The following is a 19,798-nucleotide window of genomic DNA, read 5'->3' as shown; positions in this document are numbered from 1 at the left end:
TTATAAACCGTCTTTTATTTGTTTCACCTGGTCCCGGGTCATCTTACCCAGTAAGAAGGCGTCAAAGCTGAATGCGATAAAATTGTACCCCTGGCGGTGCTTCTCCAGGACGAGGTTATAGTCGGCCGGGACGACGTGGAAGCCGACCAGCTTGTCGTATTTACGGACCGTGGTCTCGTAGGTCTTCAACACCTCCACGACCTCCGGCTCTTCCCATTGACCGGGCTTGCCCATCGACCCGGACAGGTCGTAGGGTCCGATAAAGGTACCGTCGATACCGTCGGTGGCCAGTATCTCATCCAGCTCCCGCACGGCGTTGACGTGCTCGATCTGGGCGATCAGCGTGATGTGCTTGGCCTTGTTATCGCGGTATTCCTCGAAACCGAAGCCGTACCCCTGCGCCCGCGCTAGCCCCACGCCCCGCGTGCCCAACGGCGGATACCGTACGGCGCTGACCGCCTTGCGGGCCTCCGCGGCCGAATTGACCGAGGGGACGATGATCCCGTCCGCGCCGGCGTCCAGCACCCGTTTGATGATCCGGACGTTGTTCTCCCCCACGCGTACGAAAGCCTTCAACCCCTTGGCCTGGATGGCCATGATGAGCTGCTGGGCTTCGAAGTAGTCCGTTACGGAGTGCTCCATGTCGACGCACAGCCAGTCGAAACCGGCTCCCGCCATGATCTCGGCGATCGAGGGGTGGTTCAGGGTGATCCAGGAACCGAGGGATAGCTTGGTATTAGTCATTTCTTTTCAGGTCTTTTATTTTTTGAGCCGGGATACCTGCATACATCATCATCGGGGGTACGTCCTTTGTCACCACGGACCCGGCCCCGATGACCGCATAATCGCCTATGGTCACCTTGCCGATTATGATGGCGCCGCTGCCGATATAGCAATTCCGCCCTATGATAACTTCCCTGCCGTCGTCGGGCACCGCATGCAGGTCCTTTTCCGATATGACTTCCGATATGGCGTTGTGCTTGCCGGTAAGCACCATGACGTCTTCCCCGAAGACCGTATTCGCGCCCACCACGATCTTTCCGGAGCGGGTATTGAAGTAAACGGATTTCGGTATTTGCTGGCTGTACTTTTCCTTACTGTCCTCAAAAACCAGGGGATGCTGCCCGATGGCCGTCCACGGGTTGTTCAAGCGGATATCCGCCGACTCCGCGATAAGGCGGATCAATGGCCTGAACGGCCGGGTCAGCCTTATGATGGTCCGCGCTATGAAGGAATAGTTAGCTGTTGCCATAGACGAACTTTTTCAAATGGCGGACTTCCTGGGTGTCCAGCCAGAATATAAAAAACAGTCCCAGGGCTACGACCAGGAGCAGTATCTTCCACAGGAGAAGGCCCGTTTGCGCGACCGGCGGGAAATTGACAAACCAATAGCAGCCAATCAGGTACAACAGCGGCCACAGCACTCTCCGCCACTCGATCTTCAGCCGGTGATACCGGGAGGAGATCGCATGGATCAGCAGGGTCGTAAGCGTATATGTCAGGAGGGTTACGTAGGCCGCGGCAATATAGCCAAAATGCGGGATCAACCAGTAGTTCATAACTATATTGAAGGCCAGACCTACAGCGGATACAATCACAAAGAAGTAGACCTTCTTTTGCATGTAAATGCCGAAATCCAGGATATTCTGAAATCCAAATACCCACATCGAAAGCATAATGATGGGATAGACCTTTGCCGCCGCCGCGTAATCCGGGTTTTTAAAAAAGAGGTCCATCAGGTCTTTTCCAAAAAGGACGGCAACCAGGACGATCGACAAACCTACGATCGAGAAATAGGATATTACCTTGGCCACGAACCGGTTGTTGTTTAGGTTACCAGCATACTGCATCCGCAGGGGCGCCCAGATCAGGCTAAAGGGCACGATGAGCAGGATGTTCATGACCGCACCCAAACGGTAGCCCAGGGAGTATATCCCCACGTCCGACATGGGCAGCAGACCTTTTATGATCAACCTGTCGACCCAGTCGAGCAGGTAGAACAGCAAGCCGGAAAGAGACGATTGTATGCCAAAAACCACGATCTGCCGCACATGTCCCCGGTTCAGAAACAGGGTAAACTTCCGCAGATACATCGTTAAAAGGAATAAAAAACAAAGCCCGTTGCTGCAGAATGCGCCATAGATCGGGGCCAGGATGCCGAAGCGGTAACGCGTCAGCAGGATATAGGTGATGGCGAAATTGAGCAGTACGCCGGTCAGGACGACGATCATAAAGAGGCCCGAACGCTTCTCATAGCGTAGTACCAGGGTCATCGTATTGAGCAGGAACGTAAACGCGGCGGAGCACAGCATCAGCTCGAGGGGAAGCGTATACGCCGGGGTATGGAACAGCCAGACCGAAAACGTCCGGCCCAGGGCGAAGGCCAGGAGCGCCAGGAGGGCCGCGCCCAGCAGCGTTATGAACAGGGCCGCCGAAACGATTTTTTTGCGGTACGTCGCATCGTCCACGTCATAGTAGAAACGGCCAAGGGCCGAACTGGCGCCCAGGTAAAAGATGGCGCCGGCAAGGGCATTGGCCAGCAGGATGATGCTGTAGACGCCGAAGTCGCTGGTGGTATAATAGGCGGTGAGTATGGGCAACAAGACAAAGCCGAGCACGTTCTGCAGGGACGATGTGAGCCCAAAAACGGCTCCATGCCTGGCCAGCTCCTTTATCTTGAATTGTATCGACCGCTCCATTTAGTATTCGTTCAGCGTCCGGATGATGTAGTCCATGTCCTCCTGGCGCAGCGTCAGGTTCAGCGGCAGGCTCAGCACCTCCCTATGGATCTTTTCGCTGATGGGATAATGCCGGTCGTTCCATTCCTTGTACGCCTGCTGCTTGTGCGGCGGGATCGGGTAGTGGATCACCGTATGGATCCCCTTATCCAACAGGTATTTTTGCAGATTGTCGCGGTTGTCCGTCCGGACCACGAACAGGTGCCATACGTGCGCGTCCCGGTCGGCCACTACCGGCAGGACGATCTTCGGGTTCCGGATCTCATTCAAATAGCGGTCGGCGAGCCCCCACCGGATCGCGGTCTCCTCGTCCAGCGTCTTCAGCTTTACGGACAGGAGGGCCGCCTGTAGCTCGTCCAGGCGGCTGTTCACGCCTTTATATAGGTTTTGATACTTGACGTGCGAGCCATAGTTCAGCAGCGCGCGCAGCGCCCCGGCCAGCTGGTCGTCGTTGGTTGTGACCATGCCGGCGTCGCCGAGGGCGCCCAGGTTCTTGCCGGGATAAAAGCTAAACCCGGCGGCGTCGCCGAGGTTCCCGGCGCGAACGCCGGCCGCAAGCGCGCCGTGCGACTGTGCGCAGTCTTCGATCACTTTCAGCCCGTGCCTGGCCGCCACCGCCCGGATGGCTTCCATGTCGCACAGCTGACCGTACAGGTGCACCGGCAGGATACCCCGTGTACGCGGAGTGATGGCAGCCTCGATCGACGCGGGGTCGAGGTTATAGGTGCGGATGTCCGGCTCGACGGGCACCGGCGTCAGGTCGTTTGCCGACACGGCCAGGATGCTGGCGATATAGGTATTGGAGGGAACGATGATCTCGTCCCCGTCCCCGAACACGCCGAGCTCCTTGTACGCCCTGATAATCAGGATAAGGGCGTCGAGGCCATTGGCGACGCCGATGGCGTGCCCTACGCCGCAGTATTCCGCGAACGCCTGCTCGAAGTCCTTTACCTCTTTGCCCAGAATGTACCAGCCGGAATCCAGGACGCGGTCGAACGCCTCTTTCAACTCATCCTGGTACCGGGTATTGATTCCCTTAAGATCGAGGAACGGGATCATTTCTTTACGGGTTTATCGCCATCCAGCACATACTGGATATTGTTCTTTTTGTCGAATAACTTCATGTCCAGCAGCACCGAGTCCCCGGTTATATACCCCCTATGCCTGGCGGGATTGCCATACCAAACCGTGTAAGCGGGTACATCCTTGGTCACCACGCTGCCCGCGCCGATCAGGGCATAAGACCCGATGGTCACACCCACGAGGACGGTGGCGTTCGCCCCGATGGACGCATGGTCCTTCAACGTGGTATGGGCATGCGTTTCGAGGTATACCTTCGACCGGGGAACCCTGTCGTTGGTAAAGGTCACGTTAGGGCCGATAAAAACATTGTCCTCCACCCTCAGCCCGTCCCACAGCTGCACGCCGGATTTCACCGTAACGTTATTGCCGATGACAACGTCGTTCTCAATAAAACAGTGGCAATTGACGTTGCAGTTGGACCCGATCACGGCGCCCGGCAGCACTACCGAAAACTGCCATACCGCCGTACCTTCCCCTATGTTCTGCGTCAATACCTCTGAAAGCGGGTGAATCATTTTATCTTTTTATATACGTTAGGTACTCCTCGTAATCCCGGATGTAGTCGGCAGGATCGTACTTGTGCGAAGCCAGGACCAGGCAAATGGAGCCCGACGAGAAGTTGATCTCGGACGCCCATATCCCGGGCGGTACGTGCAATCCCACGTAAGGCCGGTTCAATTGCACGATCCGCTTGGTCTTCCCGTCATCCATGTACACCTCGAAGCTGCCGCTGGCGGCGATGAGGAACTGGTGGCACTCACGGTGGGCGTGCGCGCCCCTGGATTCACCCCCGGGTATATCGTATAGATAGAAAACCCGGCGGACGCTGAAGGGTATTTCCACCCGGTTGTGGACGGGTGTGATATTGCCCGCACGGTTCCGGATCTGCGGGAGATCGAATATGGAACAATCATAGGTCGTTACCCGCTTATCCATGATCCTTACGGTTTTGGATGAAACTATCGTAGTCCCTTTCGTAGTCCGATGCGTCGTAGTCGGTCGACGCTACCACAAATGCCAGCGAATTGGTGGAAAAATTCTCCATGGACCTCCAGGTGCCCGGTGGCACGTACAGCCCATAGTAGGAACGGTTCAGGGTGAACGTCTTTTTTTCCAGCCCCGTGTCCAGGAGCACGTCGAAGCTTCCCGATAGCGCGACGATGAATTCCTCGTTCGTCTTATAGCTGTGTCCGCCCCTTACCTCACCACCCGGCACGTCATAAATCCAGTATGAGCGTTTTATAGGGAACGGGATATGCCGTTCTTCTTCCAGGAAGGACAGGTTACCCCGTTCATCCAGGATTTTCGGGAGCTCGATGATCCTTGGTTCGGTGCGCATACTAGCTCATTATTCTTTTAAACGCCTTACGTATGACCAGGACCAGCACCACCAGGAAGCCCGCGATCAGCCCCCCCAGCACCAGGCCGATCAACCGGCTGGCCTTATCCTTTACCAGCGGAAGGTGGGGCTCGTCGATGATCTGGAACAACGGCTTGTCCTTTTGCAGGGTGATCTTGGCAATTTCCAGGTCTTTCATGACCTCGCTGTAGGCCGCGCCCAGCGCCTGGCCAGCGACCTGGTTCTGTTGTATCGACACCCTATGGGTCTGCAGGGCCGGGTTCAGGTTGAAGGTCTGGTCCGTCGTCTCCGCCATCGAATAGATCCGGCTGTTCAAACGGTCCCTCAGGCTGTCCGCCTCGTACTGGAGCATCTCCAGGTTGGTGCGGGCCGACCGGGTCTTTGTCTCGATGTATAATTGGGAGGCTTCGTCCACGATATAACGCGTCAGGTAGTCGGACACGATCGGGTCGGGGGAGTGGGTGCTGACCTTGTAAAAGCTTAATTTCTTATCCGGGCGCCCCACCTCCAGCCACTTCTTCAGCAAAAAATCGCGTATGGCGGAAACCAGGCTGTCCTGGACGGGCGACACCATCGAGGCGCTGTCCGGGAACGGAATCCACCGTTTGAGGTAGTCGTTGCCGGACCAGCTTTTTTGAAAACCTGCCTTGTCGATGACCCGGTTGATGAGCACGCCGCCGCTGTCGGGCAGGGGACGAAAGAGAGCGCGCTTGATGATCAGCTCCGACTTGAACAGCTCCAGGATGTTGTCCCCGGTGAAGGCATCATCATCGCCGCCCCCGATGTCCAGGCCGAATTGACCCGCCAGGCTAGCCAGTCCTCCCGCGCCTTTCGATCCAGCGGACAATACGAAGCTGGTTTGAGCCATATAGAGCGGTTTGGAAAAGTTGGCGTACAGGAATCCCGCGACCGCCCCTATGACCCCCGCCACGACGATGATCACCCACCGGGATAGCAGGTAACGCCAAAACCCCCTGGCTTTCTGAAGTACTTCCTTCAAAGTTATCTCGCTGCTGTTCTCGGTCATATGTGGTTACTTCGTCACGGTGATGATGAGTGCCGCAACCGTCGCGACGGCGGTTACGATGCCGACGATGGCCGTTGCATCCAATCCCCTATGTTCCTTTTTCGCCGGCACGAAAATCTCCGATCCAGGCTTGACCTTTGGAAAATGGTTGAATAAAAACACTTTCCGCGTGCTGGCCACCTCTCCGTTTGGATATACGACATAGCTTCCCCGCCTGAGCGCCCGGGTGGTGAAGCCACCGCCCTGGCTTATAAAGTCTTTAAAACGAAAGCGTTTGTCGAAACGCACCTGTTTGGGGTAAAATATTTCTCCATACAGGCTGACGGTCTCCAGCTGTTTGGGGATCTTGATGATGTCCTGCTCCTGGAGGAGGAGGTCGAACTTGGACCGGGGCGATTGCAGGGCCCTATCCAGGTTGATACCGACTAATTGCACGTCGCTGCCGCCGGATTTGGACCGGAGCACTTTCCTGACTTCCGCGGAGTCGTCCCCCTTGTTAGCGTCCCGGAAGACGTCGATCTTGTTCTGCTCGAATATACCTTCGGCGCCATCCATGTCGTGTTGTCTCAGCAACAACGAGCCTTCGGCAAAGGCTTCCGGTTTCAGACCGCCGGCCTTCCGGATCAGATCGCTCAGCCGCTCGTTCCTGGAATCGATGACATACGAGCCGGGATAGGTCACCTCTCCTTCTACCCTTACCACGATTTGCTCGTGATAGCCAGGGGCGTGTCGCACCATAACGCGGTCGAAGGGCTCCAGGGCAAAGGAGGCGGCTTCCGGATTGTCGCCCAGGTCCCTCTGGAGCGAAAACCGTTGCACGATGGCCAGGTTGGTATCCGAGGGACTATACTGTTGGGAACGAATGCGTCTTCCCACTTCGACCTGGTTCAGCGAAGCGGCGTCTTTCAACCCGCCTGCCAGTAATATCACGTCCCCCAATCGCATACTGTCGGCAAAGGGTATGGTATCGGGATGATTTACCTCGCCCGCGACGATCACATAATATGGCTCCCGGATCTTGAATTTGGAATATATAAATATACTGTCCTCCCGCTGCAGGGGTATGGATACGGACCCGTTGAGTACGTCGTTGACGTTGAAGTTCAGAATCTCTGGCGAATAGTCGGGTCTTAGCCGTTTGACCAGGGCCCGGCTCGTAAAAGCATCCTCCTTCAGACCGTCGGCCTTACCGATCAGGTCTTTGACGGTCATACCCTGTTCCAGGGCGAACTCGCCGGGATGGAATACCGAACCCATGATGACAACCCGGTTCGAATACCTGTTGAGAATGGAATCCACATAATATATATCTCCGGAGTGCAGGGGATAACTTTGAATATCGGCGCCGGGCACCGTGACGATTTCCCGCTCCTGGTTGTTGACCCGGACCGCCCGCACGAATCCTTTATAGGCATTGCTGGTATACCCACCGGCGTAGCCGAGTATGTCCCCCAGCGTCTCCCCCGGTTTTGCTTCGAAGATGGCGGGGTGCTTTACTTCCCCCGACAGCTCTATGCGGGTTTGGTATGGATTCACCTTGACGATGTCCTGGTCGCGTAGCAGCACGTTGCTGGCGAGACTGCCATGCGCCAGGAAGTCATACAGGTCGAAGGTCACGATCGGTTTCCCGTCCCGGATGACCTGGATGTCCCGGAAAGAACCATTGACGTCGGGTCCGCCCGATACGTACAGGGCATTGGCCACGGTGGCCAGTGAAGGAAGCGTATAAGAGCCCGGGCGCATGATTTCCCCGATGACCAGGACGCGTATGCTCCGGATGGCGCCCAGTAACAGCTGAACATGGGTATTGCCCGCGGCTACCCCGGCGTAAATAGATTCCAGCTTGTGGCTTACGCGCACCTTGGCCTCATCCATGGTGAGGCCGCTGACCAGCACGGGGCCGACATTCGGGATATTGAGGTACCCTTCGGGGGTGACCGTCAGATGGCTGTTCTTTTCGGAAACGCCGTATACATCGAGCACGAGTTCATCCCCGGGACCGATGATATAGTTTCCTGGTGTGGGTATGTTCAGGTTAGGTTCGAAGGTCAGGTTGGCGTTGGAGAAAAGGTCGGCGCCGAAAATCCGGTTCCTCAGCCCCTCGTGCCGGCGGTTTTCCAGGATCTGCAGCGAGTCTTCGGGACGTAGGGGCGCATACCCGTACTTCCTGCCATAGGGGCTCGAATTATCCGAAACATTGCTTGGTTGGGACTGCCCACCATTCTGGCTTACTGCCGTCAACCGGCTCCTGAGCTTCGCCGCTTGGTCCTGCGCCATTCCGCGCGCCTGCGCCTGTTGCACCACGTCATCGACGCTTAGCCCGTTCTGCTGGGCCTTCTGCCACAACTGCTGCAGCTGCTGATCGCTAAGGTTGTCTACGTTAACCGTCGAGAAGTCTATATTGGAGGGAAGGGTTTGAGCACGGAGGTTGACCGAAAACAACAAGAGACACAGTACGACGATACAACGAATCGGCATTTATTATAATGTATTAATATATAACCTGGAAAATTTACGCAAATATAGGTCCGCCAGGCAACAAAACCGCTGCCTGCGCGAGTATACAAAAAATCCAGGCCGCGAGGACCTGGATTCCAGTATGTTAACAAAATTTTTCCGGGATGGACCGCGGAGTCTACGGGTACAGCGCCCGGCGCGTGACTTCCCGGCGCTCCTGCGCCATTTGTATGTCCAGCCGCTCGAACTTGGAGTTGTTGCTGACGAATTCAGGGATCATGCGCTTCATCAACCGGACCGTTTTCCAGTCGTTTTCCAGCATGGCCGCCTCGATCAGCGACAGGATGCTGTCCTGTACGTATTCGAAGTCGTACTCCCGGGTTTCGGCGATCATGATCTTGGCGTTGTAAGTCGGCCGTGTCGGCTCCACGTCGCTCAGGACCTCTTCATACAGCTTTTCGCCGGGCCTGAGACCGGTGAACTTGATCTGGATGTCGCGGTCGGGTTCCAGGCCGGCCAGGACGATCATCTTCCGGGCCATGTCGACGATACGCACGGATTTGCCCATGTCGAAGACGAAGATCTCGCCGCCTTTACCCATGGCGGCGGCCTCCAGGACGAGCTGGCAGGCTTCGGGTATGGTCATGAAGTAGCGCGTGATGTCGGGATGGGTGACGGTAATGGGGCCGCCGTTCTCGATCTGGGATTTGAACCGGGGTATGACGGAACCGTTCGACCCCAGGACGTTCCCGAAACGGGTCGTGATGAACCGGGTGGCCGTTTTCCCGCTTTTGCCGTAGGACTGCGTATAAATTTCGGCCAGGCGCTTGGAGGCGCCCATGATATTGGTTGGATTAACGGCCTTGTCGGTCGACACCATGATGAACTTGTCCACGCCGTATTCTACCGACAGGTCTGCTATCACTTTGGTTCCCATGACATTATTAACAACGGCTTCCCTGGGATGGTCCTCCATCATCGGGACGTGCTTGAAGGCGGCGGCGTGAAAGACGAGGTCCGGACCGAAGTTTTCGAATATGAACTCCATCCGGAGCTTGTTGGTGACCGACCCGATAAACATACGGAAGCTGAGCTCCGGATATTCTTCCTGCAGTTTCAGACCCAGGTCGTTCAAAGCCGTCTCAGCCTGATCTACCAGGAGCAGGACGCGGGGGGAGTAGCGGGCCAGCTGACGGACGATCTCGCTGCCGATGGAGCCGGCCGCCCCGGTAATCAGGATGCGTTTGTCCCGTATCTGTCGACCGATCTCGTCGTTGTCGAGCTGGATGGGCTCGCGCTCCAGCAGGTCCTCGATCTTGATGTTCTCGATCTGGTGGATCTGGAAGGTACCGTTGAGCCATTCGTTGACGCTGGGAACGGCGGACGCCTTCGCCCCGTTTTCCAGGGAAAGGTCGATCACCTCGTGCCGGCGCCGGAGGCTAAGATCGCGGGCGGCGATGATCACCTGCCGGATCTGGTGTTTGCGTATCAGGTGGGGCAGCTGTGCGGTGGGGAAGATGTCGATCCCGTCAAGCTTTTTGGAGACTTTTTTGGGGTTGTCATCCACGAAGGCGACGACCTTCCAGGGATGGGTGCGCTCCTGGGTGATGACCCTGAGGGTGGTGAGCCCCAGGTCGCCCGCGCCAAAAATGAGCACGTTTTCCTTTTTGCAGGCGAAACGGGGCGCGTATGCAAAAATCTCCTTGATAAGGATACGGTAGCCTGTCAACAGGAGGAAAACGGTCAGGTAATGAATGATGACGACCGAGGTGGGCATCAGCATAAAGGGATAAAAGCGCTGGGTCACGGACCCTACGGCATACAATAAGATCGCGGCGATCGTGGACGTCAGCCATATCCGGCCGGCATCCTGGGTATTCGTGTGCCGGATGATTCCCGCAAAAGACTGGAAAACAAGGAAACATACGGCATACACCAGGAGGCCAATGGTCACACCCCTGGAAAAATCATTGCCGTCGATCAATTCCGTTTGGAAATTGTAGCGCAGAAGGTAAGCGAGCACCAGAGCGTTGCCGGTCAGAAATAGGTCAACGAAAAAAATGACCCATCTGGGCATAAAGCGCAGGTACGAGATCGGGTTCATAGAGTCGGATTTAAAGCCAATCGGTTTTTACACTAGGATTCTTGAACTAAGATATTCATTAATTTTTAATAAGTAACAAATGTCCAATCCTTTTTACAGGCGGTTAACCGCATGAGTCATTACTGATTGACTGTCAATAAGTGGCGACAAACCAAGGCGGATACGGTCAAAATCGGCAGCCTCCAGGTTCGAGCCGGAGGGCAGGCATAACCCCTTGTTAAACAGCGCATCCGAGATCCCTTCCCCATAATAGGGGTAGTGTGCGAAAACCGGCTGCTGGTGCAACGGCTTCCACAGTGGCCGGGAATCGATGTTGTCCGATTCGAGGGCCAGCCGGAGGTCTTCCCTCGACAACCCGTCGGGCGTATCCAGCGGATCGGCCAGCAGGGCCGTCAACCAACGGTTGCTGCGGGCGCCGGGGCCTTCCGGCTGGAACACGATGCCATCCACCTGCCCAAGCAGGTCATGGTACCAGTTGTAATTGGCCCTACGCCGGCAAACCCGTTTCTCCAATACCTTCATCTGACCCCGGCCGATACCGGCCAGGACGTTGCTCAAACGGTAATTATAGCCCAGCTCGGAATGTTGATAGTGCGGAGCCGGGTCCCTGGCCTGGGTCGACAGGTGACGGGCGCGGTTTATCCAATCGGGGTTCCGCGACACCAGGGCGCCGCCACCGGAAGTGGTGATGATCTTGTTCCCGTTAAAGGAGAGGATGGCCATGTCGCCGAACGTGCCCAGGTGCCGGTTGTCGAGGGTCGAGCCGAGGGCCTCCGCGGCGTCTTCGACCACGGGGACGCCGTATCGTTCCGCTACGGCCATGATCTGGTCCATTTTGGCGGGCATACCATATAGGTGTACGGGTATGATCGCCATGACTCGCTTGCCCTTCCGCTGCCGGTCGCGCAACGCCCGCTCCAGGTGCTCCGGGGACATGTTCCAGGTGTCCGGTTCCGAGTCCACGAAAACGGGAGTGGCGCCCAGGTAGGCGATGGGGTTGGCCGACGCGGAGAACGTCATGCTTTGGCAAATGACCTCGTCGCCGGCGCCGACGCCGAGGACGATGAGCGCCAGGTGAAGGGCAGCCGTGCCGGACGACAGGGCAGCTACGTGGACGCCTTCGCCCAGGTACGTGGCCAGGTCGGCTTCAAAAGCATCGACGTTTGGCCCCAGGGGCGCGATCCAGTTGGTATCGAAAGCATCGTGTACGAAATCGAGCTCGGCGCCACCCATATGCGGGGAGGACAGCCAGATTTTATGGTTCATAAGGTATGGTTCTGAATATTCGTCCCGGGTTTCCCGCGACCATTACCCCGTCGGGTATGTCACTCCGAATGACCGCCCCGGCGCCGATCACCGTCCAGCGGCCTATCCTGACACGGGGCGTGACAATGGCGCCCGCGCCGATCAGCGTGCCTTCGCCCACTTCCACGTGGCCGCAGAGGGCAGCGTGAGGGGCCACATGGACATAATCGCCCAGCACGCAGTCGTGGTCGACGGAGGCATGCGTATTGACGATACAATGTCTTCCGACAATGGCAGCGGTATGGATACTGGCCCCGCTCATCACGACCGTACCCTCTCCCCATGACATCCGGGGACTCAGGTATGCCGAACGGTGGGCGACTTTTTGAAAGGCCGAACCGATCAGGGCGGCCTTTTTACGACGGACGGCATTGTCCCCTATGGCAACGATCCAGCCGCTGCCGTCGACTATCGCGTCTTTCCAGTCTTGAACCGGATAACCCAATAACGTCGTCACGTCCGGGGTGTCGGCCACAAATCCACGCACGCTACGGCCCGCTTCTTCCAACAACTCGAGCACGACCCTCGCGTGTCCGCCTGCGCCGAAAATAACTACGGGGATATCCATGATTCGGGCTTTAAAGACTTTTAGAGAATTTTTCCATGGTGGCCGAGGTCCCGGACCCGATGCCTTCCGCACCGAACACCTTTAACACGGTCAACGCGAAAATACGCAGGTCGAGTAAAAAGCTGACATGGTCCACGTACCAGACGTCATATTCGAATTTTTGCTTCCACGCTACGAGGTTACGTCCATTTACCTGGGCCCATCCCGTGATGCCGGGACGCACCGAGTGCCTCCGTGCTTCGGTGGGGGTATACAAGGGCAGGTATTCTTCGAGAAGCGGGCGGGGGCCGACAAGGCTCATTTCCCCCTTGAGGACATTGATCAGCTGCGGTAATTCGTCAAGGGAAGCCGCACGGATGATAGCTCCGACAGGCGTCAGCCGTTCCTCATCCGGAAGGAGTCTGCCCTGGCTGTCCGTTTTGTCTGTCATCGTCTTGAACTTCAGCAGGACAAATGAACGGCCATGAAGACCCGGCCGGCGTTGCCGGAAAAACGGGTTGCCTTTGTGGACAAAGGATAACAATACTAAAGCCAAAAGTAAGAAGGGGAGCGTCAGAATGAGGGCGACCAGTGACAGAATAATGTCGATATATCGTTTTACGGACAGGTAAGACGGATTCATGGATAAAGGATTCACACAAGAATACACAAAATTTACGACTTCACAAAAACCTCCCGGTACCAAACCTCCAGACACAAAAGGGCATAGAGCATCTTGGCTCGCTTCTCGTCCGATATGGGCACCTTCCGGTCCAGGAGGCTCCGCACGAAAGCGGGCCGGACAAAGGCCGGGTATAACGCGCCGGGGGCTTCCAGGTATCCGCGAAGAACATCCTTCAGCTCATGGTCCATCCAGTTTTTGAGGGGGACCTCGAAGCCCCGTTTGGGTTGTTGGAGGAGATCCGCCGGCAGGTACTTTTCTCCCAGCTTACGAAGCAGGTATTTGGTGGTCCTGCCCTTCAGGCGGTATTTATCAGGGAGGCCGGGCGCCCACTCCAGCAATTCCTTGCCCAAAAAAGGACTGCGTCCTTCAAGCGCGTGCGCCATCGTGGCTATATCCATTTTGGGTAGCAGGTCTCCCGGCAACAAGGCGCCGAAGTCCGCAGCCAGGATCTTGCGTAAGGGGGAAATACGCAAGTCGCGTATCATCCCCAGCCACTCCTCCATGGCCCGAAGGTCCGGGGTGTGGGTCAGCTCCTTTTTGAAGCCGACGAACAGGTCGGTGGTAGCGGAGGCATAGATGGCCAGGGGCTTATCGAAGGAGGCCAGGGTGATCAACCGGTAGGCATAGTTGTAGCTGCTCTGCTTTTCGTGCCCGGGAGGCGCCATTCCCGCCAGGATCGTGGCCAGCCCCTTTTGCCAGGGCGCCAGGGCAAAGAAGTCCGCGTACGTAAAAGGAAGATAACGCCGGTACCCGCCAAATAACTCGTCCGCGCCGTCCCCGTTCAGGACGACGGTGATGTGTTTTTTGGCGGCCGCCGACACGTAATAGCTCGGGATGGCGGAACTGTCGAAGAACGGTTCTCCATAGGCGGCGATGATCCGGGCAAAGTCATTCTTCAACCCGTCGAAGGAAATATCGATGGTGCTGTGACGGGTACCGTAACGCTGCGCCACCTGGGCGGCCAGCTCCGATTCGTCATAAGACCCCGGGAGCCGCACGGTAAAGGTCCGGAGGTTCGGTTTGTATTCCGACGCCACCGCCGTCACCAGACCGCTGTCGATGCCGCCGCTCAAAAACGCGCCCACTTCCAGGTCGGAGCTGTCGATCCGCCGGTAGACGGACCGCCTCAGGCGCTCGTCTAGGCCTTCCAGCGCTTCCTGTTCGGTCATGGCCGTGGTGGATGCGTATAGGGTGTTGATATCGAACCACCGTTCGGTCCGCGTCGACCCGGTAGCCAGGTCGATTTCCATCCAGGTGCCCGCTTCAATTTCCGTGACGTTCTTGTACGGGGTCGCCTTTCCAAAAAAATAACCCATATAGAGGTACGCCGATACCTGTTCCTCGTTCAGGGATAACCCGATCGCGCGGTGCAGTACGCCCAGCTCCGAAGAGAAGGCGAACCGGCCCCCTTCCTGCCAGAGATAGAGGGGTTTTTTGCCCGCCCTGTCACGGGCCAGATAGACCTTTTGCCTTCCGGCGTCATATATCCCGAGGGCGAACATGCCATCCAGGTCCCGGAGCATGTCCATCCCCATGCGTTCGTAGAGCAGCAGCAGGGTCAGCGTATCCGAATGGGATGGATGCCGGATGCCGGATTTTTCACGGAGCTCCTTATGGTTGTAGATTTCGCCGTTGAACGTGATGTAGACGGCGCCGTGTTGCATGGGTTGCCTTCCGGAGGGGGAAAGGTCCTGTATGGCCAGTCGTGTGTGGTACCAGGTAACGGGACCGATTTCCAGCAGGTTTTGCTCGTCCGGTCCCCTATGGGCCAGCGACTGCAGTACGTCCTGCTTATTTTCTAGGGGCTTATGGATTGTTCCGAAAATGCCACACATGGTCGATCCGATTGTTTGTTGAGTACGTACGAGAATTCATCCAACCACTGTTGCCTGCCGCGGTCCAGTGTAAACCGCTCTTCCGCGATGGAACGGCCCCGTCTCCCCATTTCCCGCCGCAAGGTTTCATCAGTAAGCAAATTTTCAAGAGCCTTCGACCAGCCGGCGGCATCACCCGGTTTGAACCCGTTGACGCCTTCCTGGATGATCTCATTATTTATTCCAACCGGGCTGCCAACCACCGGTAGTCCGCATCCCATGTATTGTATCAGTTTGTACCCGCACTTACCCCTTTCCCACAGCGACTCTTCCAACGGCATGATACCAATGTCGAAGCCGCAAATGTCCCGGACCTCGGTATCCTCCGACCACGAAATTACCTGTTCCATGTCATCCAGGCCAATACCGGAGCCCGCACCTATCAGTCGCAACCGTGCGTCATAGCGGCTACACAAATCCTGTAGTACCGGACGCAATGCACGCACATACTTCAGCGTGAATGGCGACCCGATCCAGCCGATGACCAACGGCCCCCCCTGACGGTATCCCGCTTCCTGGTAACGGCGTATGTCGATTACCGTTGGGATGATGACGACCCGTTTGGCTCCCGCCTTCCGGGCATACTCAGCCAGGTATTCGTTGCCGCACACTACCGAGGACGCTCGGCGCATGATGTTTGCGATCTTGCGGCCCATCAGCCAACGTACCGGGCGCAGCGGGTGAAGGTCGTAGTTATGAAATATGGCGTCGTCGTAATCGACGATGAACGGCACTTTCATAAGCGACAGCACCCATATGCCGATAGGAGGCAGATAGGGATAAATCTCCTTTTCAATAACGATGAGGTCGTACTTGCGCACCTTTGTCAAACATAGGCTCATAGACAGATAGCAACGTAGCAGGTTGCGCTTGCTGATGTGTTTCCCGGAATACATTTCCGTCAGGTATTGGTCGTTTAACAGGGAGTGTGAGTCACACTGTATTCCGGCCGACTCCCAAAGCGGTATGTACTGCAAGGTTCGAAGGCGACTACTCGCCCCCATACGGGAGTAACGACTTAGGATCAGGATTTTCATGAGGTATTGGACGACAGGTTTTGCTTACACCGTAGCTAATGTACGACATTATCATTGTATTCCCTAAAAAGCGCTTCCCAAACTGCGGTCTGCCGGTACCGGGATTCGATCATCGGCCGGGCCGCCGCCGAACAACGCGTCCTCAGCTCCGGGTCCCCTGCCATCCGGTCCATGGCTTTCCCCAGCGAACCGGCGTCCTTGACCGGTACGATCAGTCCGTTTACCTCCGCCTCCACGATCTCGTTACAACCGTTGATGTCCGACACGATACACGGCAGGCTGAAACAGCCGGCCTGCATGGGGACGTTTGGAAATCCTTCCCGGTAGGAAGGGAAGACCATGACGTCGGAAGCGCAGAGGTAGGGCCGCACATCCCGGGCATATCCCGCCGATATTATCCGGGGATGCTCGTGTATCAGTCTCAGGGTGGCGGCCGAAACCGGGTCGAGCTCGTCCTCGTACGGTCCCACCAGCACCAGCCAGCGGTCTTTTTCCGGCATCGCCGCAAAGGCTTCCACCAGCTCGTTGACGCCCTTGTCCCGGACAATTCGCCCGATAAAAATGTACACCAGGTTCGTCGCCGGTATCCCCCAGCTTTCCCTTATTTCCGCGCCTTGTGAGCGCAGCGCCGCGCTGGGCGCGAAATATTCCATATCGATCCCGTTGGAGCTCCCCCCCGCTATAACCTTGAGCTTGGAAGACCGCGTAAATCCTTCCGCCTCGATAAAGGTCTTCAGCCGGATGGAATTGGGGTAAACCCCCGTGGCGCAGCGGTAGGTCAGGCGCTCCGCCCATTCCAGCACCCACCGTTTGAACCCTTTTGCCTCCATTAATGGCAAACCCGCCACGGTATGCATCCGCACCGGCACCCCCGTCAGCCATCCCGCCAGCATAGCCAGCAACCCGGCCTTGGGCGTATGGCTATGTACGATGTCCGGCCGCACTTTGCGGAACAACCGGATGAGCGCCCAAAGCGCCCGCGCGTCCCGTCCGAGGTCGATCGCCCGCGCCATGTCGATCTTGTATACGGGATAGGTATCCACGTCCGGTATGGCGTCCCAGTCTGGCCCGTCGGTGCTGACCAGGACGACCTCCATGCCCCTGGAGCGCATAAAGGCGGGTTGTCCCGTCAGCAGGAGCCGCATGGACATGGGCACGGTGGTGATCCGGAGCAGTTTTATCGGTTTCATGTCGCGGTAAGTATTTTCCCGGTGGCGGCCTCCACGCGTCTCCGGCTGCTGATCCACAGACACACCATCGGCAGGTAGATCATCGTCATGTTCTTTTCCCGCATGATGATGCCCAGGTTGCCCAGGCTGTTGGAGAAAACGATCATCGCCGCCAGGAACGTGACAAAGCCCGCTTTGAGCCAGAGCGGCATGGCGGACAGGTCCCTCCAGCGGATGGCCCGGATGCCGATCCAGGTGACCAGGAGATAGATGAGGTTCTCCAGGAAGCTCAGGAAGGTGATAAGGTTGTGTACGTCGAAGAGCAGTGGCCGGTACAGATAGGTGAACAACCGCATCGGTATCGAATACTGGGTGATGTCCACGGCCGACCCGACGTTCCTGGCCGACAGCGCCCCCGCCTTGTCTTTGGCCAGGCCCGACAGGGAATCGACGCTGAGGTCCTGCACCATCAGGAAGATGGCCACCTTCTGATAAACGTACATAAAACCGGCGACGGCCAGGACCAGGAAGAGCCCCTTGTACACGGGTTTCATTTCCCGGGAGAAGATCATCGCGACGGTCGTGCCCAGCAGGAGCATCAGACCGACGTGCGGCCGGATGGCGTAGACCAGCATGAACGACGGCAGCAGGTAAATGAATTTCTTCCGGAAGTGCACCAGGCTGTAGAGGAACCAGGCGATCCCAAAAAAACTCAGCGTGTCTTTGCCCACGCCCGCGGTCCAGAAATTCATATTGGGCAGGTAGAACAAATAAGGGATGACCGCCAGCCCCACGATCCTGAAGTTCGTCTTTAGGGCGCCCACGTATAGCAGGAACAGGTAGCGCAGCCCAAGGAAGCCACAGACGCCGTATAGGATATTCCCCGTCAAAAAGGAGAGCCCCATGACCCTTGCCGGAATAAAGTCGAGCCACAACAGGAAGACCGTACCCACGCCGAAGTAGTCGCTCATCTTGTCGGAGCTGATGGCCAGCTGCTGGAAATTGAAGTTCCAGTATCCGAGCGCGTCACCGGGCACCAGGGGGAAAAGGAAGCTGAAAAGCGTGTGATACAGCAGCAGCCGGTCCAGCGACTGCTTATACCAGGGACCGTGTACGAACCCGAAGGACTCCGCGATCTTCCGGTTGCTCCGGAACACCAACGCGAATACAACGGCGATGACCAACACGTCCAACATAAGCGCTACAGCTCCTCCAGGGCTTTTTTGTATGATAAGATACCGGCGTCCAGGCCGAATTTCTCCAGACCCAGCCGGCGGGCGCCGTTCTGCACGGCTTTATCGCCCGCTGCCTGCTCCACCCACCGGGCGGCGGACTCCAGGGATGCGGGCGAATGGTCGCCGAGCAACAGACAGGCAGGTTCCCCAGCCAGGAGGCCTTCACTGTCGCCAATGCCCGCGGACGCGACCACCGGTAGCCCGCAAAGCAGGTATTCCCCCAGCTTGACGGGCGACACGGCCTTCATCGACGGCGTCTGCTGGCGGATGGCCAGGCCGGCGTCCGAGGCGCCGAGATACCGGGGTACCTCTCCCGGGGGCAGGCTGAACACCAGCAGCCCATGACCGGGCTCCAGGTATCCGGGCGAGCCGGTCAATATCATCAATTTTGCCGGTCGTCTTTTACGCACTGCCTCCAGGAGCCGGATCATTTCCGGCAGACAATATTGGGCCCCCAGCGAACCACAGTATACCAGGAGCAGCTCATCCTCCGCCACGCCGAGCTCCCGTCTCAGGGCGGCGCGCTCCCCGGCTTCCGGGAGCCGGTAGCGGTTGGGGTCGCGTCCGTTGAGCACTACGTGAAACTTATCCGGTGGCGCCTCATGGGTCAGCGCCGGTAACGCCATCATCGACCTGACCATGACCCGGTCGGCCTTTTTCACCGCGACGCTTTCCACCCACTTCATCGAGCGAAAGTAAAGACTTCCGCGGCGCAGCCGCCCAAAATCCACCCTTTCGTCGAGGGGCAGCCCATCGGCATCGAATACCCATTTGCGGCGCCGGTTCATCCAGGGCAGGACCATCAATCCGGGGTTGTTGCTCCGGAACAGGACGACGTCGGCGGACCGGATAAACGACCTGAGCCCGAATGCCCCCCGCAAAAGGGTGAGTAATGTACCCAATGGGGCAATGGACCGGGGTTTTATGTCCACCCGGGTGTACCGCATCCCTGCCGCGGCCAACAGCGCTTCCAACCGGTCGGATTTGTCCCGGCTGCCCCAGGTGAACTGGACGACGTCGATCACGTACTCGGGGGTCAGTCCTTCCAGTATGGGGAAGAAAAGACCCTCCAGGTAACTGACCTGGGGACCGTCCCAGGTGATGAACAACAGTCGCTTCATATACCGGTTCGTTTTTTTCGGACCAGGTCCGTATACAGCTCGGAAATCTTCCGTAT

Annotated in this window: 18 protein-coding genes; all 18 read right to left on the bottom strand. The window is 57.3% G+C overall.

The genetic code is table 11. The annotated features are described in order from the left end of the window. The 18 genes from VL547_RS02970 to VL547_RS02885 all read right to left on the bottom strand — a co-directional run bounded on the left by VL547_RS02970 (window position 1) and on the right by VL547_RS02885 (window position 19,742). The gene (locus VL547_RS02970) at window positions 1-744 is read right to left on the bottom strand and encodes an HpcH/HpaI aldolase family protein (protein WP_325575025.1); all 744 of its coding nucleotides are present in this window, start codon (window positions 742-744) and stop codon (window positions 1-3) included. Next, window positions 737-1,252, bottom strand: a complete 516-nt coding sequence (locus VL547_RS02965) for an acyltransferase (protein WP_325575023.1) — start codon at window positions 1,250-1,252, stop codon at window positions 737-739. The genes VL547_RS02970 and VL547_RS02965 overlap by 8 nt, the downstream gene beginning before the upstream one ends. Further along, a complete protein-coding gene (locus VL547_RS02960; protein WP_325575021.1) occupies window positions 1,239-2,699 on the bottom strand; it encodes a lipopolysaccharide biosynthesis protein in 1,461 nt (486 codons plus the stop codon). The genes VL547_RS02965 and VL547_RS02960 overlap by 14 nt, the downstream gene beginning before the upstream one ends. Next, window positions 2,700-3,797 (bottom strand): DegT/DnrJ/EryC1/StrS family aminotransferase, encoded by a 1,098-nt coding sequence (locus tag VL547_RS02955; protein WP_325575019.1) that lies wholly within the window; start codon window positions 3,795-3,797, stop codon window positions 2,700-2,702. After that, window positions 3,794-4,336: an acyltransferase gene (locus VL547_RS02950; RefSeq protein WP_325575017.1), complete on the bottom strand. Its 543-nt coding sequence runs from the start codon at window positions 4,334-4,336 to the stop codon at window positions 3,794-3,796. The genes VL547_RS02955 and VL547_RS02950 overlap by 4 nt, the downstream gene beginning before the upstream one ends. 1 nt (window position 4,337) lies before the next feature. Continuing rightward, window positions 4,338-4,757, bottom strand: coding sequence for an FdtA/QdtA family cupin domain-containing protein (locus VL547_RS02945; RefSeq protein WP_325575015.1), 420 nt, complete (start codon window positions 4,755-4,757; stop codon window positions 4,338-4,340). Then, complete coding sequence (locus VL547_RS02940) at window positions 4,750-5,160, bottom strand: FdtA/QdtA family cupin domain-containing protein (protein ID WP_325575013.1); 411 nt, start codon at window positions 5,158-5,160, stop codon at window positions 4,750-4,752. Before VL547_RS02940 ends, VL547_RS02945 begins: the two co-directional genes overlap by 8 nt. A 1-nt stretch (window position 5,161) precedes the next feature. Continuing rightward, window positions 5,162-6,208 carry a hypothetical protein gene (locus VL547_RS02935; protein ID WP_325575011.1) on the bottom strand — a complete coding sequence of 349 codons (1,047 nt, stop codon included), beginning with the start codon at window positions 6,206-6,208 and terminating at the stop codon, window positions 5,162-5,164. Window positions 6,209-6,214: 6 nt separating this feature from the next. After that, the gene (locus tag VL547_RS02930; protein WP_325575009.1) at window positions 6,215-8,686 is read right to left on the bottom strand and encodes an SLBB domain-containing protein; all 2,472 of its coding nucleotides are present in this window, start codon (window positions 8,684-8,686) and stop codon (window positions 6,215-6,217) included. A 157-nt stretch (window positions 8,687-8,843) separates the two neighbouring features. Beyond that, window positions 8,844-10,769 carry a nucleoside-diphosphate sugar epimerase/dehydratase gene (locus VL547_RS02925; RefSeq protein ID WP_325575007.1) on the bottom strand — a complete coding sequence of 642 codons (1,926 nt, stop codon included), beginning with the start codon at window positions 10,767-10,769 and terminating at the stop codon, window positions 8,844-8,846. A 93-nt stretch (window positions 10,770-10,862) separates the two neighbouring features. Further along, complete coding sequence (locus tag VL547_RS02920; RefSeq protein WP_325575005.1) at window positions 10,863-12,035, bottom strand: DegT/DnrJ/EryC1/StrS family aminotransferase; 1,173 nt, start codon at window positions 12,033-12,035, stop codon at window positions 10,863-10,865. After that, window positions 12,025-12,642 (bottom strand): acetyltransferase, encoded by a 618-nt coding sequence (locus tag VL547_RS02915; protein ID WP_325575003.1) that lies wholly within the window; start codon window positions 12,640-12,642, stop codon window positions 12,025-12,027. Before VL547_RS02915 ends, VL547_RS02920 begins: the two co-directional genes overlap by 11 nt. 10 nt (window positions 12,643-12,652) lie before the next feature. Then, window positions 12,653-13,264 (bottom strand): sugar transferase, encoded by a 612-nt coding sequence (locus tag VL547_RS02910; RefSeq protein WP_325575001.1) that lies wholly within the window; start codon window positions 13,262-13,264, stop codon window positions 12,653-12,655. A gap of 32 nt (window positions 13,265-13,296) precedes the next feature. Beyond that, window positions 13,297-15,141 (bottom strand): asparagine synthase (glutamine-hydrolyzing), encoded by a 1,845-nt coding sequence (asnB, locus tag VL547_RS02905; protein ID WP_325574999.1) that lies wholly within the window; start codon window positions 15,139-15,141, stop codon window positions 13,297-13,299. Then, window positions 15,105-16,022, bottom strand: coding sequence for a glycosyltransferase family 4 protein (locus tag VL547_RS02900; protein WP_325574997.1), 918 nt, complete (start codon window positions 16,020-16,022; stop codon window positions 15,105-15,107). The genes asnB and VL547_RS02900 overlap by 37 nt, the downstream gene beginning before the upstream one ends. Before the next feature lie 230 nt (window positions 16,023-16,252). After that, entirely contained in the window at window positions 16,253-17,407 is a 1,155-nt protein-coding gene (locus tag VL547_RS02895; protein ID WP_325574995.1) for a glycosyltransferase family 4 protein, read from the bottom strand. Next, window positions 17,404-18,582, bottom strand: coding sequence for a hypothetical protein (locus VL547_RS02890; protein ID WP_325574993.1), 1,179 nt, complete (start codon window positions 18,580-18,582; stop codon window positions 17,404-17,406). The genes VL547_RS02895 and VL547_RS02890 overlap by 4 nt, the downstream gene beginning before the upstream one ends. A 5-nt stretch (window positions 18,583-18,587) precedes the next feature. Beyond that, on the bottom strand, window positions 18,588-19,742 hold the full coding sequence (locus VL547_RS02885; RefSeq protein ID WP_325574991.1) for a hypothetical protein: 1,155 nt from the start codon (window positions 19,740-19,742) through the stop codon (window positions 18,588-18,590). Window positions 19,743-19,798 lie beyond the last annotated feature (56 nt).

It is taken from the genome of Dinghuibacter sp. (assembly GCF_035492835.1).
GTDB lineage: Bacteria > Bacteroidota > Bacteroidia > Chitinophagales > Chitinophagaceae > Dinghuibacter.
This window is presented reverse-complemented; position numbering and strand designations above follow the sequence as displayed.

Bases quoted from the DNA above. Each gene is read 5' to 3' on its own strand.
- VL547_RS02970 (WP_325575025.1), bottom strand. From the start codon at position 744: ATGACTAATACCAAGCTATCCCTCGGTTCCTGGATCACCCTGAACCAC.
- VL547_RS02965 (WP_325575023.1), bottom strand. From the start codon at position 1,252: ATGGCAACAGCTAACTATTCCTTCATAGCGCGGACCATCATAAGGCTG.
- VL547_RS02960 (WP_325575021.1), bottom strand. From the start codon at position 2,699: ATGGAGCGGTCGATACAATTCAAGATAAAGGAGCTGGCCAGGCATGGA.
- VL547_RS02955 (WP_325575019.1), bottom strand. From the start codon at position 3,797: ATGATCCCGTTCCTCGATCTTAAGGGAATCAATACCCGGTACCAGGAT.
- VL547_RS02950 (WP_325575017.1), bottom strand. From the start codon at position 4,336: ATGATTCACCCGCTTTCAGAGGTATTGACGCAGAACATAGGGGAAGGT.
- VL547_RS02945 (WP_325575015.1), bottom strand. From the start codon at position 4,757: ATGGATAAGCGGGTAACGACCTATGATTGTTCCATATTCGATCTCCCG.
- VL547_RS02940 (WP_325575013.1), bottom strand. From the start codon at position 5,160: ATGCGCACCGAACCAAGGATCATCGAGCTCCCGAAAATCCTGGATGAA.
- VL547_RS02935 (WP_325575011.1), bottom strand. From the start codon at position 6,208: ATGACCGAGAACAGCAGCGAGATAACTTTGAAGGAAGTACTTCAGAAA.
- VL547_RS02930 (WP_325575009.1), bottom strand. From the start codon at position 8,686: ATGCCGATTCGTTGTATCGTCGTACTGTGTCTCTTGTTGTTTTCGGTC.
- VL547_RS02925 (WP_325575007.1), bottom strand. From the start codon at position 10,769: ATGAACCCGATCTCGTACCTGCGCTTTATGCCCAGATGGGTCATTTTT.
- VL547_RS02920 (WP_325575005.1), bottom strand. From the start codon at position 12,035: ATGAACCATAAAATCTGGCTGTCCTCCCCGCATATGGGTGGCGCCGAG.
- VL547_RS02915 (WP_325575003.1), bottom strand. From the start codon at position 12,642: ATGGATATCCCCGTAGTTATTTTCGGCGCAGGCGGACACGCGAGGGTC.
- VL547_RS02910 (WP_325575001.1), bottom strand. From the start codon at position 13,264: ATGAATCCGTCTTACCTGTCCGTAAAACGATATATCGACATTATTCTG.
- asnB (WP_325574999.1), bottom strand. From the start codon at position 15,141: ATGTGTGGCATTTTCGGAACAATCCATAAGCCCCTAGAAAATAAGCAG.
- VL547_RS02900 (WP_325574997.1), bottom strand. From the start codon at position 16,022: ATGAGCCTATGTTTGACAAAGGTGCGCAAGTACGACCTCATCGTTATT.
- VL547_RS02895 (WP_325574995.1), bottom strand. From the start codon at position 17,407: ATGAAACCGATAAAACTGCTCCGGATCACCACCGTGCCCATGTCCATG.
- VL547_RS02890 (WP_325574993.1), bottom strand. From the start codon at position 18,582: ATGTTGGACGTGTTGGTCATCGCCGTTGTATTCGCGTTGGTGTTCCGG.
- VL547_RS02885 (WP_325574991.1), bottom strand. From the start codon at position 19,742: ATGAAGCGACTGTTGTTCATCACCTGGGACGGTCCCCAGGTCAGTTAC.